Origin of the sequence: Niveibacterium sp. 24ML (assembly GCF_026586805.1) — a bacterium.
Taxonomy (GTDB): Bacteria; Pseudomonadota; Gammaproteobacteria; order Burkholderiales; family Rhodocyclaceae; genus Niveibacterium.
Window position 1 is genome coordinate 95,730 of the sequence record NZ_JAPFHA010000016.1, and the last position, 13,455, is coordinate 109,184.

16 protein-coding genes and 2 pseudogenes are annotated in these 13,455 nt (G+C 60.1%); 10 read left to right on the top strand and 8 right to left on the bottom strand.

Going from position 1 to position 13,455, the window contains the following annotated elements:
* The first annotated feature begins 86 nt into the window (after nucleotides 1-86).
* The 6 genes from tnpA to OPU71_RS14220 all read left to right on the top strand — a co-directional run bounded on the left by tnpA (nucleotide 87) and on the right by OPU71_RS14220 (nucleotide 3,649).
* Nucleotides 87-491 carry an IS66-like element accessory protein TnpA gene (tnpA, locus tag OPU71_RS14195; RefSeq protein WP_267728666.1) on the top strand — a complete coding sequence of 135 codons (405 nt, stop codon included), beginning with the start codon at nucleotides 87-89 and terminating at the stop codon, nucleotides 489-491.
* The gene (gene tnpB / locus OPU71_RS14200; RefSeq protein WP_267728667.1) at nucleotides 488-835 is read left to right on the top strand and encodes an IS66 family insertion sequence element accessory protein TnpB; all 348 of its coding nucleotides are present in this window, start codon (nucleotides 488-490) and stop codon (nucleotides 833-835) included. Before tnpA ends, tnpB begins: the two co-directional genes overlap by 4 nt.
* Before the next feature lie 55 nt (nucleotides 836-890).
* Nucleotides 891-2,426, top strand: coding sequence for an IS66 family transposase (gene tnpC / locus OPU71_RS14205; RefSeq protein WP_420712386.1), 1,536 nt, complete (start codon nucleotides 891-893; stop codon nucleotides 2,424-2,426).
* A complete protein-coding gene (locus tag OPU71_RS14210) occupies nucleotides 2,378-2,683 on the top strand; it encodes a hypothetical protein (protein ID WP_267728668.1) in 306 nt (101 codons plus the stop codon). Before tnpC ends, OPU71_RS14210 begins: the two co-directional genes overlap by 49 nt.
* Before the next feature lie 83 nt (nucleotides 2,684-2,766).
* Entirely contained in the window at nucleotides 2,767-3,141 is a 375-nt protein-coding gene (locus tag OPU71_RS14215; RefSeq protein WP_267728669.1) for a hypothetical protein, read from the top strand.
* 19 nt (nucleotides 3,142-3,160) lie between these two features.
* Nucleotides 3,161-3,649, top strand: coding sequence for an HNH endonuclease signature motif containing protein (locus tag OPU71_RS14220; protein ID WP_267728670.1), 489 nt, complete (start codon nucleotides 3,161-3,163; stop codon nucleotides 3,647-3,649).
* An 81-nt stretch (nucleotides 3,650-3,730) separates the two neighbouring features.
* On the opposite strand, the gene OPU71_RS14225 is transcribed toward OPU71_RS14220, so the two are convergent.
* On the bottom strand, nucleotides 3,731-4,552 hold the full coding sequence (locus tag OPU71_RS14225) for a hypothetical protein (protein WP_267728671.1): 822 nt from the start codon (nucleotides 4,550-4,552) through the stop codon (nucleotides 3,731-3,733).
* Nucleotides 4,553-5,227: 675 nt separating this feature from the next.
* Nucleotides 5,228-5,374, bottom strand: a pseudogene (locus OPU71_RS14230) (IS3 family transposase); the annotation flags it as partial.
* A 115-nt stretch (nucleotides 5,375-5,489) separates the two neighbouring features.
* Here OPU71_RS14230 and OPU71_RS14235 point away from each other — a divergent pair.
* Nucleotides 5,490-6,012, top strand: a pseudogene (locus OPU71_RS14235) (ATP-binding protein); the annotation flags it as partial.
* A 320-nt stretch (nucleotides 6,013-6,332) separates the two neighbouring features.
* Here OPU71_RS14235 and OPU71_RS14240 read toward each other — a convergent pair.
* Nucleotides 6,333-7,013, bottom strand: a complete 681-nt coding sequence (locus tag OPU71_RS14240) for a hypothetical protein (RefSeq protein ID WP_267728672.1) — start codon at nucleotides 7,011-7,013, stop codon at nucleotides 6,333-6,335.
* 188 nt (nucleotides 7,014-7,201) lie between these two features.
* Between OPU71_RS14240 and OPU71_RS14245 the strand changes: the two genes are divergently transcribed.
* From OPU71_RS14245 to OPU71_RS14255, 3 genes are read left to right on the top strand one after another with little or no spacing between them, the layout of a single operon-like run.
* Complete coding sequence (locus OPU71_RS14245) at nucleotides 7,202-8,281, top strand: site-specific integrase (protein WP_267728673.1); 1,080 nt, start codon at nucleotides 7,202-7,204, stop codon at nucleotides 8,279-8,281.
* Nucleotides 8,282-8,293: 12 nt separating this feature from the next.
* The gene (locus OPU71_RS14250; protein WP_267728674.1) at nucleotides 8,294-8,731 is read left to right on the top strand and encodes a hypothetical protein; all 438 of its coding nucleotides are present in this window, start codon (nucleotides 8,294-8,296) and stop codon (nucleotides 8,729-8,731) included.
* 13 nt (nucleotides 8,732-8,744) lie between these two features.
* A complete protein-coding gene (locus OPU71_RS14255) occupies nucleotides 8,745-9,482 on the top strand; it encodes a hypothetical protein (protein WP_267728675.1) in 738 nt (245 codons plus the stop codon).
* A gap of 695 nt (nucleotides 9,483-10,177) precedes the next feature.
* Here the strand turns inward: OPU71_RS14255 and OPU71_RS14260 are convergent.
* The 5 genes from OPU71_RS14260 to OPU71_RS14280 form a co-directional block, all read right to left on the bottom strand.
* Complete coding sequence (locus OPU71_RS14260; protein ID WP_267728676.1) at nucleotides 10,178-10,522, bottom strand: hypothetical protein; 345 nt, start codon at nucleotides 10,520-10,522, stop codon at nucleotides 10,178-10,180.
* Nucleotides 10,523-10,613: 91 nt separating this feature from the next.
* A complete protein-coding gene (locus OPU71_RS14265; protein WP_267728677.1) occupies nucleotides 10,614-11,261 on the bottom strand; it encodes a hypothetical protein in 648 nt (215 codons plus the stop codon).
* Nucleotides 11,262-11,972: 711 nt separating this feature from the next.
* The gene (locus tag OPU71_RS14270; RefSeq protein ID WP_267728678.1) at nucleotides 11,973-12,350 is read right to left on the bottom strand and encodes a hypothetical protein; all 378 of its coding nucleotides are present in this window, start codon (nucleotides 12,348-12,350) and stop codon (nucleotides 11,973-11,975) included.
* A 111-nt stretch (nucleotides 12,351-12,461) separates the two neighbouring features.
* Complete coding sequence (locus tag OPU71_RS14275; protein ID WP_267728679.1) at nucleotides 12,462-12,809, bottom strand: hypothetical protein; 348 nt, start codon at nucleotides 12,807-12,809, stop codon at nucleotides 12,462-12,464.
* A 96-nt stretch (nucleotides 12,810-12,905) separates the two neighbouring features.
* On the bottom strand, nucleotides 12,906-13,455 hold a 550-nt coding region (locus OPU71_RS14280; RefSeq protein ID WP_267728680.1), incomplete at its 5' end, for a hypothetical protein.

Sequence of the window (13,455 nt, forward strand, 5' to 3'; positions counted from 1 at the left end):
CGGTAAGCGTCCGCCCATCACCGTCTTTCGTCCGGGCCCGATGCTGTCCAGAGTAGTGTCCATCACTGTGAGTAGTGGGGACTACTTTGGATACCGACAGCAAGGCGGCGAGCCGCAAAGGGCGCCCGAATCATCCGATCGATTTCAAACACACGCTGGCCGAGCAGGCCTGCGCGCCGGGGGTCTCGGTCGCGAAGCTCGCGCTAGCGCATGGGCTCAACGCCAACATGCTCTTCAGGTGGCGGCGTGAGTACCGCGCTGGCAAGTTCGGCGCAGCCGTTGCCCTCAAGGCGGATGTCGCGGCAGCGCGCACGACGGCACTCCCCGCGCTGATCCCGGTGATCGCACCTGCGACCAGCGTGCCGTCCGAGCCGCAGGCGCCGACCGCTTCGATCGAGATCGTGCTCGGGCGCGTGACAGTGCGCGTGCACGGCGAGGTCAGCCGCAGTGCGCTGCGCACGGTTCTCGAATGCCTGGGTGTGAAAGCATGATCGGGCTGCCCACCGGCACCCGGGTGTGGCTGGTGGCCGGCATCACCGACATGCGTCGCGGCATGGATGGTCTGGCTGCACTGGTGCAAGGCGCGCTGTCGGAGAATCCCTTCTCTGGCCACGTCTTCGTTTTCCGCGGTCGGCGCGGCCACCTGGTGAAGCTCTTGTGGTGGAGTGGCGATGGCCTATGCCTGTTTGCCAAGCGCCTGGAGCAGGGCCACTTCGTGTGGCCGCAAGCTGATGCAGGCGCGATCCACCTCACCACCGCGCAGCTCTCGATGTTGCTCGAAGGGATCGACTGGCGGCACCCGCAGCGCAGTTGGCAGCCGGAACGCGCCGCCTAACGGCGTATGTGCCCGGGGGCTGTTCACCGGGCGCGCGATCCCGTAGACTCTGGGCATGCCCGGTTCTGATCACGCGCCTCGCCCCGCTGAACTGCTCGCCAAGATCGAGGCCCAGCAGCATCGGCTCTGGGCGTTGGAGCAGGAGAACGCGCACCTGAAGCTCCTGCTTGCGAAGTATCGGCGACTGCATTTCGGGCGCCGCGCCGAGCGTCTGAGCGATGCAGGGCAACTGGAGCTGGGCATCGAATCCACACCGGCTGATACATCGGCACTGACTCCTGCGGGCAGCACCGAGCGCGAGGAGCCGGGCGCAAGCAATCACGCGCGCAAACCGCTGCCGGCCCATCTGCCGCGCGAGTCGATTGAGCATCGGCTGCCCACCTCGCACTGCCCCGCGTGTGGTGGCGCGCTCAAGCGCTTGGGCGAGGACGTAGCGGAGATGCTCGAATACGTGCCGGCCCACTTCAAGGTGCTGCGCCATGTCCGGCCCAAGCTTGCCTGTGTGTGCTGCGACGCGATCGTGCAGGCCGCGGCCCCTTCGCGCCCGATCCTGCGCGGCCTGCCGGGGCCCGCGCTGCTCGCCCATGTGCTGGTGGGCAAGTTCTGCGACCACCAGCCGCTGTACCGGCAGAGCGCAATCTATGCGCGCTCGGGGGTCGAACTGGAGCGCTCCACGCTGACCGACTGGGTCGCCCAGAGCCAAGCGCTGCTCGCCCCGCTGGTCGAGGCGCTACGCGACTATGTGCTGGCCGGCGAGAAAGTGCATGCCGATGACACGCCACTGCCGGTGCTCGCACCGGGGAAGGGGCGCACCAAGACAGGACGCCTGTGGACCTACGTGCGCGATGATCGCCCGGCGGCCTGCGCCGATCCACCGGCGGTCTGGTTCGCCTATTCGCCCAACCGGCGCGGCGAACATCCCCAGCGGCATCTGGCCGCCTTTTGCGGCATCCTGCAGGCCGATGCTTACGCGGGCTTCGACGCGCTCTACCAGAGCGGACGCATCCAGGAGGCCGCGTGTTGGGCGCACGCGCGGCGTAAGTTCTTTGAACTGCACCAGGCGCACGCCTCGCCGATTGCCACCGAAGCGCTGCAGCGAATCGGCGCGCTCTATGCCATTGAGTCGGCGATTCGCGGCGCACCACCTGCGATGCGACGGCAAGTCCGCGAGACTCAGGCCAAGCCGCTGCTCGACGCGCTGCACGCCTGGCTCGAACGCGAAGGCGCACGCGTGTCGCGCCACTCGGCGCTCGCCGAGGCGATCGGCTATGCGCTCAACCACTGGCCGGCACTGGTGCGCTACGCCAGCGATGGACGCATCGAGATCGATAACAACGCGGCCGAGCGGACGCTGCGCGCCGTGGCCTTGGGGCGCAAGAATTTCTTGTTCTCAGGTTCGGATGCGGGCGGCGAACGTGCTGCGGCCCTCTACAGCCTGATCGGCTCGGCCAAGCTCAACGCGCTCGACCCCGAGGCCTACCTGCGTCACGTACTCGCGCGTATCGCCGAGCACCCGATCAACCGCATCAACGAGTTGCTGCCATGGAACGTCGACCTCGCCCCGCTGGGCGCAAACCGGCAAGCCGCGTAGCGCCAATCCCGCCGCACGACCCGCTGGCAGGCCTGCCCAATGTTGCCGCGCTGATCGAGACCGAAGGACAGATCTCGCTGGGCCAGATGGCCCCGGTCGGCTGCGTCGCCATCGCCACCGACGAACACAACTGCCTGGCGATGCTCCAGCGCCGCGACGGTGAAACCCTTTACCAACTCCTGGCCCGACTTGACGTGGCCATCGCCCGCGCGTGGAACCAGAGCGAGTTCACCGACGAAATCAACCCCTCCGACTGAGTAACTCGCAAGACGGTCGGCGGCGGACGCTTACGCTGAACGTGCTCGATGTTCCTGGCCGCAATCAGGATCGCGCAGGTGTAATGGCCGAACTGAAGACCTATCTCGAGCACGGCGACCACTTGTTGCTTCCAATGGCCGCAGTAGTGGAAACCGGAAACCACATCGCGCACTGCCAAAACAGAGCACACGCCCGCGACGCTGCGGCACGTTTCGTGGATCAAGTCGGTAAGGCTCTGCGCGGCAAGGCGCCATGGCGCATGACCCGATTCCCAATCAACGAACAGGTACTGGAATGGCTGGCTGACTTCCCAGACAGCGTCAGTCGTGGCATTGGCTTTGGCGACCTGTCGATCATCAAGGAATGGGAAGGCGCCTGCGCGAAGTACCCTCTAAGTCGCGTTCTGATTTGGTCCAGAGACCGGCAAGACCTTGGCGCATACGACAGGACAGTCTGAGCCCAAGCGTTAGTCACGCGTGATCATTTGCGACTGTGACACGCACGACGATGACGACGACCAGGCCAAGCCATCGCGCGCCAAACGTCACACGGTCGATCCCGTACCGTGGGCGATCATCTACTACGGCATGATGACTGGTGAATGCTGCATCACGCACTGCGTCGCACCAGGCAGGTTCGCCGATCAGTTCGCGCTTATCGAACCCGACGCCACGGATCCCGAACGCCCCACCCGCGAAACAAGCACTTACCTGCGCCGCCGTGAAGTTTGCATGCGCGTGCTCAAACGCGCGGGCGGAGTGTGCGAGTACTGCGGCGAGCGCGGCTTCGAACCCCACGACAGCCGCACCTACCTGGAAACCCATCATGTCGTTCCGCTCTGCGAGGGCGTGCCCGATCAGGACTCGAACGTCGCTGCGCTTTGCCCCGATGGCCACCGCCGCGCGCACCACGGCCAGGAGCGAAGCGTGATTCGCGCGCAACTGCAAGCCCAGTTCGGTCGCTAGGCGTCGACGGACCGCTTTCTTGCGATGACGCCCTGACAAAGCTCCCCGCTAACGCGGGGAGCCAAGTTCAGGAGCCAGACCTCATGCCAGCGCCGACCGTCGGTCAAGCACCGCAGTCGCGGCACGCTCGATGAGCGGTCGAATCGGTCCTCCTATGATTCGCCCCTCCGCAAGCCCCTTCTCAGCTTGGCGCAGCAGCGCCGCCAGGTGAGGGCTGTCGGCAGCGACGATGCCGCGCAAGTGTGCGGCAACATCCTTCCGATCATTTGAGGAAGCGCCCTTGACCAATTGCTCGACAGGCGATTCTCCGCAGCGGCTGCCTGCGATGCGATTGCGCTGGCGCAAGGCCTCCCGCTCGGCGTCTTCCCGCCGCCGACGAGTGCTGGCTCTCACGGCGGAATAACCGTATCGAAGAGCTTGCGGACCACGTGCACGAAGAGTCGCGATGATCTTCGGCAACCATGCCTCGATACACCGAACGGGATCCACCTCACCGCGCTCCGCCGCACGCTCCCGGCCCGCGATCTCTGCGAGCAAAATCGCGATCTCGTCATCCGTCAATCCGTACTCTGGTGCGAGCGCCGAAAGCAGGTCGGCAATGCTCCCTGTTACCCCTGTTGGCTTCGGTGGCAGCGTGGGCCTCGCTGTTTGCTCAATAACCTTCAAGTCCCAAGAAAATCCACCTCGCCGCCGGCCTTCGACATCACGTTTGAGAACCCCGAACGCGAGCAGCTCCTCACGGATCTTTGGCCACCCCCCCTTTGTGATACCAAGTCGCGCCTGCAGATACGTTACGCGGGGTTCAAAGTGCGAAGCGTGCGTCTTCAGCCAGGCGAGGACTGCGCGCGACTGTAGGCTGATCCTTTGATCTTCCAACTCACCACGCGTGATGGTCGAACGCACTGCGGAATCTAGCCGAGGGGCGCTCATTTCCGGTCATCCAGATCGGTCCCAATCAGCTGTCTGACTGCGCCTACGCAGATTCGGCGAGACCCACCAATCTTCACTGATGCAAGATCCCCGGAGGACATGCTGCGATAAATCGAGGCCCTCGATCTCCCGGAAATCAACGACACATCCGAAATGGAAAGGAGCGCCTCGCGGGGCAGGTCGGAAAAATGTATGACTGCAGTCGAGGGCCGCATTTGTCTCGTTTTCTTTGTCATGAAAAGCCTCCAAATGAGTGAGATCCCATGACGACGCGAAGCATTGCCCCTACCGGGCGGCAGGGGTACCCTAGGTCCGCTTGGTCCCAAGCAGACGATGTAGTTGACACGTCGTCCCCTGTGACCGCGGGGTGGCAGCCCCGCGGTCACACCTCAAGATTGCCGCGTTGGAACGCCCTAGGCAAGAGGGGAAAATCTCATAATAGTCCCAGCAAAACAACAGCTTGCGTGTGTATTGCATATATCTCATGCACGAAAAACGTGGATTACGGATACACCCTGGGCTCGCATGAGAAGTCTGAGCTTCTAGGTGCCGAGTGACCTGAGTGAAGTTGCGGCATCGAGTGCACAACGTGTAGCTGTTACACACCATTGAATCGGCCCGGGTTTCTCGGAGGCCATTTGATTTAGGTCAGACGGTCACGGCCTGACCAGCGCGTTGACGATGGTAATTGGCGTCGAACTCCGCAAGAGGGATGTAGCCCAACGGCCCCATGAGCCGATGATGGTTGAACCAGGCTACCCAGTCCAACGTTGCGAGTTCCACGGCCGGCTTAGTCGGAGGATTCAACCGGTTGTCGCAATACCTTCAACGAGTAGGTGTTTATGGGGCGATCCGCAGGAAGAGTGGAGCAAATGACAGGGAGAGATGCAATGCGCTCTCCTGGAGCGCCATCGGCGGACCGGGCACCGGCATGACCCATCTGGCCACCACGCTGGGCGTGAAAGCGGTGCAGCGACATGGCACGCGCAGCGCTTTCACCCCACGATCGAACTGGTGAACGCGCTCTAACAGGAGAAGGCGGCCGGCAACGCCGGCCAGATTGCCCATCGGCTGATGCACGCCGACATGCTGATTATCGATGAACTCGGTTATCTACCGTTCAGCCAAGCAGGCGGGGCCTTGCTCTTTCACCTGCTCAGCAAGCTCTACGAGCACACCAGCGTCGTGATCACCACAAACCGAGCTTCTCCGAGTAGGGCAGCGTATTCGGCGACGCGAAGATGACCACCGAGCTCCTCGATCGCCTCACCCATCACTGCCACATCGTGGATACGGACAACGAGTCCTGGCGCTTTCGGCTCAGCACGACCACCGCTGATGCACTTCGCGCCACGTCATCCAAGAAACGAAAAGGAGGCAAAACCGAACCGCCGGAACAACTGACTTTCGCAGACCAGGGCCCCCTCGGGTAGCCTTGCTCGGTGGGTCAATTTTCAACGATCGCAGTGCGCCGATCCTGTACGCGACGGACTTCAGCCACAAGAACAAACCAACGCCCTCTTTTGCTAACGATCAAAGGACAGCAGCGCGACCCGACAATGGCACAAAGTGGTCCTTCCAAGAATCAGGAAGACGCAAATAGGGGAGCTAAGGAAGGAAGGAAGGAAGGAAGGAAGGAATTTATAGATGTTCCTTCTTTCTTCTCTTGGCTCACCACTTGGGCAACCCCATCATTGCGATATGAGGCGAACTCCCAGCAACAGCTTTGATCAATGACACTGCGCCAAACAGTTCAACGCTTTTCCCACGGCTGATCGGCCTGCGGTGTGCAAGATTGCTCGTCATCTACCGCCTCAAGGCCGTCAAGAATCGCCATAAGCCCGGCAGGTGTATATCCCAGACTGATCGCACGCTCGATACAAGTGGCCCACGTGGCGCACCGCCCCCCTTCCGCATGGGCAATTAGTGCGGCGGCATCGGCAACCTTAACCTGATGCGAAAGCCAGGGACCAATATCCGGGACAACAAGGGTTTGGGCGACCGTCGCAAGAAGCGGATGAGCCTCGGAGCACTCAAACACGCCATCACCGATGGCGTACAAAGTCGCGCCATCCAGCCTCCGCAACCGGACTAGCCAATGCCACGGTCGGGCGGTGTCAGATGCACTGCGGGGCTGGTTCCCATCTTCCAGTTGCCAACACTCCCCCCCCAAAAACCAGGCGGCCAAGACGCCTCGCAGGCTCTCAAGAGACTGGACAGACCAACGATGAACCCGATCGTCCGATGGCCGCCCTGCGTCATCCAATCCGATTTCCTCGCGCAGGCGCCCCCAAACCTCCAACGGTAGTCCACGACGCCCTCCGAGCGCGGCAAACAGGTTCGACTTCTCCACCCCGATCGCTGCCGCAAGAGAGCGAACGCTCTTCGGTTGCAGGCGACAGAGCGCGGCAAGTGCTGGGGTCAAACGTTTCATGGCGCGAATTCTAGCCCAGAGCGACACCACATTTGACACCGCCTGAGACACCCTGAAATGCAAGGAGTAAACGCGCTCTCGCAAACAAATGACACCACTCTTGACACCCACAATTGCAACCACTAGATTGCCCTTGGCGACACCTTCTTTGACACCCACAATATCCCTGCCGACCAAGGAACCGCACCATGGACGAACCAACTGAACTCCTCGTGCTTCTCAACCGACTTTGGGATGCGCCGCTGCCACCGCGAAAGATTTCGCCCGCCACCCAAGCGGCATACGAAAAGGACCTCCGACGTCTTTTCACCGGAGGCACGGCGATCGCGGCAAAGGCAACGGCCTATCGTTATCGGGCCGCATTGACCTGGTTTCTGGGGCAGCTGCGGGAAACGACCCTGTCCGACTTTGTGCAGACCGGCAAGCTCAGGCACGGCAGGGTTGCACCCGAGCAGCTTTCAATGCTGCGGATCCTGGTCGATTTGCTAGATCGATTCCCGCCGGGCAGCTACGAGCCGCCGCCACTCAACGCGGCGGATCAGCCCGTGAGCGATTTAGCCGACGGTGTGGCGCACTCGAAGCGAGACGAGCTAGCACTCCTCCCACCCGATTGGCGAGAGCGGTTGTTTGACGTCACCGAAGACGACGAAGATCGCGCCGCACTGGCGATCCTGATTTCCACAGGCCTTCGGCCGAGCGAATTCGAGCGTGGCGTGCGCGTTCAGCGCGCATGCGATGAGAACGCGCTGATTTTCCATATCAACGGCAGCAAGGTCACCGAGACAAACGGGCAACCCATTCGGCGTATCGGCGTTCTCATCCAGGGGGACCTGATCGTTCGCGCGATTGAAGACTACCTGTGCGTCTTCGGCGCAGGCGACGACGCCGAGATCGACTTCGGCGCCGACCGTCTCCGCCGACTCGTACAACGCGCAGCTGATGAGGCCCTGCCCGTCGGCGCGCCCCGTCCGACACCCTTGTCGTTTCGTCATCAGCTCGCCGCCGACCTGAAGGCCGACGGGCTCGCTTCGGAAGTCATTGCAGCGTTTCTCGGACACCGATCGGTTCGAACCCAGGGCCACTACGGCAGACGCCGAGACGGCATTGCCGGAAATCGAGGCGTTGCCAACGTCTGGGCGGTCAACCCAGTCCGAGCGAGGACTCGAAGCCATATTGTCTTGAAGAACATAACCGGCGCACTCGTGGATGCCCCCAAGGTTCCGCCAGGAGCCCAATCGGCACCCCAGAGTCACCCAGCAGCGGCTTAGGGAGGTGTCGGCATGGACCCCACCGGCAACCACTTGTCATCAATTGATCTCGCCCGCATAGACGTCAATCAACTCGAGGAAGCACTTGCGGGCCTCCACAAGTTCTCTCGGGTCACAAAGAAGGAGATGGTGCGGCGCCAACTCGCCGCTATCGAGTCCGCTCGCGAGCGCGGCGTCGGTTACGCGGCGATCGCCGCGGCGTTCTCCGCTTCGGGTTGTGCGATTGACGCCAGGGTGCTTCGAAAGTACGTCCATCAGTTGCGTCGAGCCGCCGACAGGTTGCCGGCTCATGGCGACGCAGAAACAGGCGGCCTCGGCAAAACCAATTCGGAGCCACCAACAAGAGGTCGGGCAACCGCGCCCCTCTCCAAAGATGCCGGGCCAGCACCACGACGCAGCCTGAGCAGAAGCGCGCTCGTGGCTGCATCCAACCCCAGCAACGCAACTTGAAGGGAACCCAATCATGGCAATCGCTCAACAATCAAATAGCCCAACGCGCAAGCGCCTGCATGTCATCGCGGGCAAGGGCGGCGTCGGCAAGTCCATGCTGGCCAGAGCGTTGATATGGGCCTCGGCGGAACGTCGGATCAAACTGAAGGCCTTCGACGGTGATGGGTCGAATGCAAGTCTCAAACGCTTCCACCAGGACGCCGATGTCGTTGACGTGGACGGGGACGGCCTCGTCGCACATTGGTATGAGCAGCGTGTTGTGCCGTCGCTCCTGAACTCAGCCGGGTCTAGCGTGTTGCTCGATCTTGGCGCGGGAGCCGAGCGGTTGTTCCGGCGCTGGGCAGCCCAGAACGAGGCTGCAGCGCTACTTCAGGACTACGATGCCGAAATCGTGATCTGGCATGTACTTGAACCGTCACTGGACTCGGTTTCGCCGCTGCTCGACACGCTTAGTGTCTTACCCGAGGTGCGACACATCGTCGCCCTGAACCTTGGCCTGGCGCGTGGCATTCATACCTATGACCCAGAGGCCGCGTTCAAGCCCCTGCTGAGCGAACCGGAATTCCTCGAAGCGGCCCACGGCAAATCGATTCTCAGACTCCCTCCCCTACTCGACGCCGGATTGCTCGATCGCCACGACCTGTCGTTCGCAGATGCGCTAAAGCCGGACTCACCGCTCTCCATCTTCGAACGTGCGCGTGTCCGCAAGTGGCTCACCACCATCAGCGCCCCATTCGCGCAATGTCTGTAGCCGTTAAACAATCGACCCGCATGACGCCGACAGGAATAGTTCGAGCTTGGGCGGCCTGCGAAGCCGAGTGGAAAGCCATCCGTCGAAAGCTGGATCGTGCAGGTGTCGCCCATCACGATCCGCTCTATCCACTGATCGTTGAGATGGCTCTACTACCAGCGCGGCTCTGGCGTATCGCCCTCGCATGCACGGTGATCCTGGTCGCTGCACTTGTCGCGTTCGGCACGATCGAATACAAACATCGATCTCCGCCAATCAGTGGCGTTCGCATCGTCCCAACCGGCAACGGTGATCGCATTGAGCTCGCCCTACCGCTGGGAGCCAAGCGCGTGCCGTGTAGCTCCGATCGTTACCAGCTATGCATAGAACGGCCCCAAAAATAGGAAACCGCCCCAAGGGGATCGCTCGCCCACCCGGCGTCGTGCAGTTGTCCGCGTCCGCCGCTCATCTCCCGTCACGCTTGCGTCGGCCTTGCTGCGCTAGCTAGCCGTCGCTGCAGCAAAGACGCCGAGCGACGCGTTCTCGGCCATAGCGGTCCCTGGGCACCAGGGTGATCGGCTCGCGAACGTCAGCTAACGAGCGTTGAGGCACTCATCGGCAACCGGCGAAAAGCGGTCGGCCCCCTGCAGGACTTCAAGCGCGCAGCCCCTTCCAAACCGGACGATCAAGCGCTCCAGAACGCCGTAATCGGTAGATTACCCACGGCCCTCGCCAAGTTCTCTGAACGCGTCGATGTCGGCGTCGAGCTTCTCTCTTAGCGGCGCGCCCATTGCATCGTCTGCGATCAACCCGAAGGCGACAGCTCGGGCCACCGCTAGAGCGGGAGTCAGGCTCGTGTATCGCCCGTAGAGTTGGCGAGAAGCTCCGTTGTGAAACTCATGGATGCGTTCGACCAGCTCAAACGAACTAATCCCCTGATTCGCCCACGAGTCGAACTGCGCGTGCAGTTCCAACAAGCAAACTCGAAGTTCGGCATCCCACGCCTCGTCCGCAAGTCGGCGGAGCAGTTTGGTCTCGGATCTCGTGAACTCGTTGGGCATCGGGGCCCCTCAACGTGGAAGTGAGGGACAGCCGGAGCGAAGCGGAGGGAACCACAAGCGCAGCTTGTGGCTGTCCCTCTCGACTGTAGTGTTAGGTTGTTGGTACGTCATGAGCTCTTCTCTTTGCTCTTACATACTCAATCAATTGTGCAACTTTCTCACGTTCGGACGCTGGGTACCTAGCGACTACGTTAATAGCTTCAAACGCAAGGCTCTCAAAAGCATTGCTGTTTGCTAGGGCTGCCAGTGCCAAAGACGTAAGCAAAGCGTATGGCGGTTGTGCAGTGTTGAAATTTCGTTGAGGCGAATTGACCCGCTCTTCAAGAGCCGAGATGGTTTTGCACTCCTCCAAGACAGGAAGAACGGCGTCAAAGAGAACTGTTGAAACGGCACTAGTTGCGGAGTTTATATCTTGGGTTGAAGACACAAGGTAGGCTGTTTCTTCGCGACCAGTGAAGTAACTGAGCTGAACGATTGCTGTTTCGGAAAGCTTTTGATACTTCTCTGGCGCCCCGGAGAAAAGATGAGCAATTTCCTCAACAGGATCGGCCCTAAGGCCGATCACAACAGAGAACTCAAAGGCGGGCTCCAGATCGACGATGGAGATATAGACACTTTGCCGGCCCTGTGGAATTGCGCGTACAAACGCTTCTTGGCCTTTGTTGAGTTTGAAAGAATGCGGCTTGAGAGCCTCACTTAGCCTGGCATAGATAGCGGTTCGTACATCCGTGAGCTTCATTTAATTGCGGACAACCTAACGTTGGACGTGAGGGGCGGCCGGAGCCGCGAAGCGGCGGAGGGAATTTGCAAGCGCAGCTTGCAAAGCGTCCCTCTCGACGGAACTGTTAGGCGTGTTCGCGCCCAGATCTGAACTCGCCTACGCGAATAAAAAACAGATCGCCATCAAATGTTTTAGCCTCGAATACGGGGGTGGGTTTACATTGGTGCAAGCCAACTAATCTCGCTTGTTTTCCATTGAAATAGCCGCTCTGAATGATTACTTCTTCTAGAAATTTGTGCGCCACCCCTTCGGCAGGGGACCCCTTCTTCCACTGAGCACAAATCTCATGATAAATGTCGTCGTGGACGTAGGCGCCATGGAGTGCGGATCGAGGAATTTGATTCTTGCATCTCATTTCATGTAGGAGTGGTTTGACGGAATTTCCCCACTCCTCCATCAGGGCTCCTGCCCCTTCGTCTATACCGCCGCCTAGCCCTCCTATTCGGCAGCAAGCGAGTAGGGCTTGTTTTCTTAGCCAATGGTGCGAACTTAAGCCAAGGGCATCAGCTAGCATCATGGTCAGCCATGCGAAAAAACCAAGTGTGATACCGTAAATTAACCGAGGCATATTTCTGGTGAGCCTAACGTTGGACGTAACGGGCGCCGGAGCGCAGCGGAGGGAACCAAAATGCGTAGCATTTTGGCGTCCCGTTGACGGACTTGTTAGGCCTAAGCACCAACGACTTTCTCGAAAAGAGAAGACACGAGTCCGGCTGCTTGTGCGGAGATTAGCGTGGTACCAAGCCCGGTTAAGTCAGCAGTGACGCCAAGCCACTTAATGAGCTTGGATTCGCGCAACCGATCAAGCCGCTCGTTCTGAGGCATGTCGTTGGTAGCCTCCAAAATCTTCAGCGCTTCAATTAGGTATTCAGGAGGGGTTTCGGGGGGGAGCCCGAGACGTTGAAGGATGCTGGGAGGGTCTCTTAGTTCGATCGCTTGCGCCGTATTTACAATTTCGAGGTTGTTGGCGTGAATCTCGGCGTCCTTGGGTGCTGATATTCCGCCTCCACAGTTTGAAATTCTGACGTTGTTCAGATGTATAGCCATGACAACTCCAATTTGCCTAACGTTGAAAGTAACCGGCACCGGAGCGCCAGCGGAGGGAACCCAAACTGCGCAGCAGTTTGGGTGTCCGGTTGACTGACCTGTTAGCCATTGCTATTTCCGGGCAAGTTCGCAGAAGCCTTCGTGTTGCTCGCCGTTTGTCGATGCCTTCCAGCGACCGGTTCCCGTTGGCTCAACTTCGACCGTAAGTACATTTTCAACCGATGGCCGACCAACTAGTACGAGGCGTTCGCCACGTTTCTCGATATGGCACAAGAACTCGGTGTTCTTGTGGGACTGAACGAAGGCGCCAAGCGGGTGTTCGAACAACGAAGGAGCAGTTGGTACGCCGGAGAGAATGCAGTCGGAACTCGACGGAGCGCTGGCAAGTGCGGTCGGGTTGGCGAGCAAGAGGAAACCAACAAGTTTTCCAGGTTCAGTAAGCAGCGCAATTGCGGACATTGGTTTTGCAGTGGCTAACGTGGAAGTAACCGGCACCGGAGCGTCAGCGGAGGGAACCAAACTGCGCAGCAGTTTGGTGTCCGGTTGACTGCACAGTTAGGCTTCTTTGCATAACGAAAGAAGAGCATGGTTTGGTGGGGCATGCAGGGAAATATGGGCCTGAAAACCGGGGTCGTAGGCTATGGCCTCAGGTAAGAATAGGGAGTAGCGCGAGGTGGCAGTTTTGATTTCGTAGCCATTGATGCCTTCCTCGGTATTTTTCTTGGCCAAAGTGATTGGGTCGCTCCACGAAACGGTAACTGGGCGTTTTGAGAAGTAGGACTTTCCACGAAAATATTGGGGTGATACGAACACATACTTGTACTGCAGCGTGTACCAATAGCTGCACCCTAGGAGAGCCAATATGACTGCACAGGCGGTTAGTGAGGACGCTATGCCGGCATGCTTGCCAACTAAATAGGCTGTACACAGGACGCCAATAAGCATGACGGCCGTCGATTTCATGTAGGCGCGTTTGACGAAATTCGTGGGTAAGGAAAAGGCAACTTCGTCGGTCATTGGAAGTGGAAGCCTAACGTTGGACGTAACGGGCGCCGGAGCGCAGCGGAGGGTACCAAACTGCGCAGCAGTTTGGCGTCCCGTTGAC

Bases quoted from the DNA above. Each gene is read 5' to 3' on its own strand.
- OPU71_RS14240 (WP_267728672.1), bottom strand. From the start codon at position 7,013: ATGAAACGTTTGACCCCAGCACTTGCCGCGCTCTGTCGCCTGCAACCG.
- tnpC (WP_420712386.1), top strand. From the start codon at position 891: ATGCCCGGTTCTGATCACGCGCCTCGCCCCGCTGAACTGCTCGCCAAG.
- OPU71_RS14255 (WP_267728675.1), top strand. From the start codon at position 8,745: ATGGCAATCGCTCAACAATCAAATAGCCCAACGCGCAAGCGCCTGCAT.
- OPU71_RS14245 (WP_267728673.1), top strand. From the start codon at position 7,202: ATGGACGAACCAACTGAACTCCTCGTGCTTCTCAACCGACTTTGGGAT.
- OPU71_RS14260 (WP_267728676.1), bottom strand. From the start codon at position 10,522: ATGCCCAACGAGTTCACGAGATCCGAGACCAAACTGCTCCGCCGACTT.
- tnpB (WP_267728667.1), top strand. From the start codon at position 488: ATGATCGGGCTGCCCACCGGCACCCGGGTGTGGCTGGTGGCCGGCATC.
- OPU71_RS14210 (WP_267728668.1), top strand. From the start codon at position 2,378: ATGGAACGTCGACCTCGCCCCGCTGGGCGCAAACCGGCAAGCCGCGTA.
- OPU71_RS14265 (WP_267728677.1), bottom strand. From the start codon at position 11,261: ATGAAGCTCACGGATGTACGAACCGCTATCTATGCCAGGCTAAGTGAG.
- OPU71_RS14250 (WP_267728674.1), top strand. From the start codon at position 8,294: ATGGACCCCACCGGCAACCACTTGTCATCAATTGATCTCGCCCGCATA.
- OPU71_RS14270 (WP_267728678.1), bottom strand. From the start codon at position 12,350: ATGGCTATACATCTGAACAACGTCAGAATTTCAAACTGTGGAGGCGGA.
- OPU71_RS14215 (WP_267728669.1), top strand. From the start codon at position 2,767: ATGGCCGAACTGAAGACCTATCTCGAGCACGGCGACCACTTGTTGCTT.
- OPU71_RS14275 (WP_267728679.1), bottom strand. From the start codon at position 12,809: ATGTCCGCAATTGCGCTGCTTACTGAACCTGGAAAACTTGTTGGTTTC.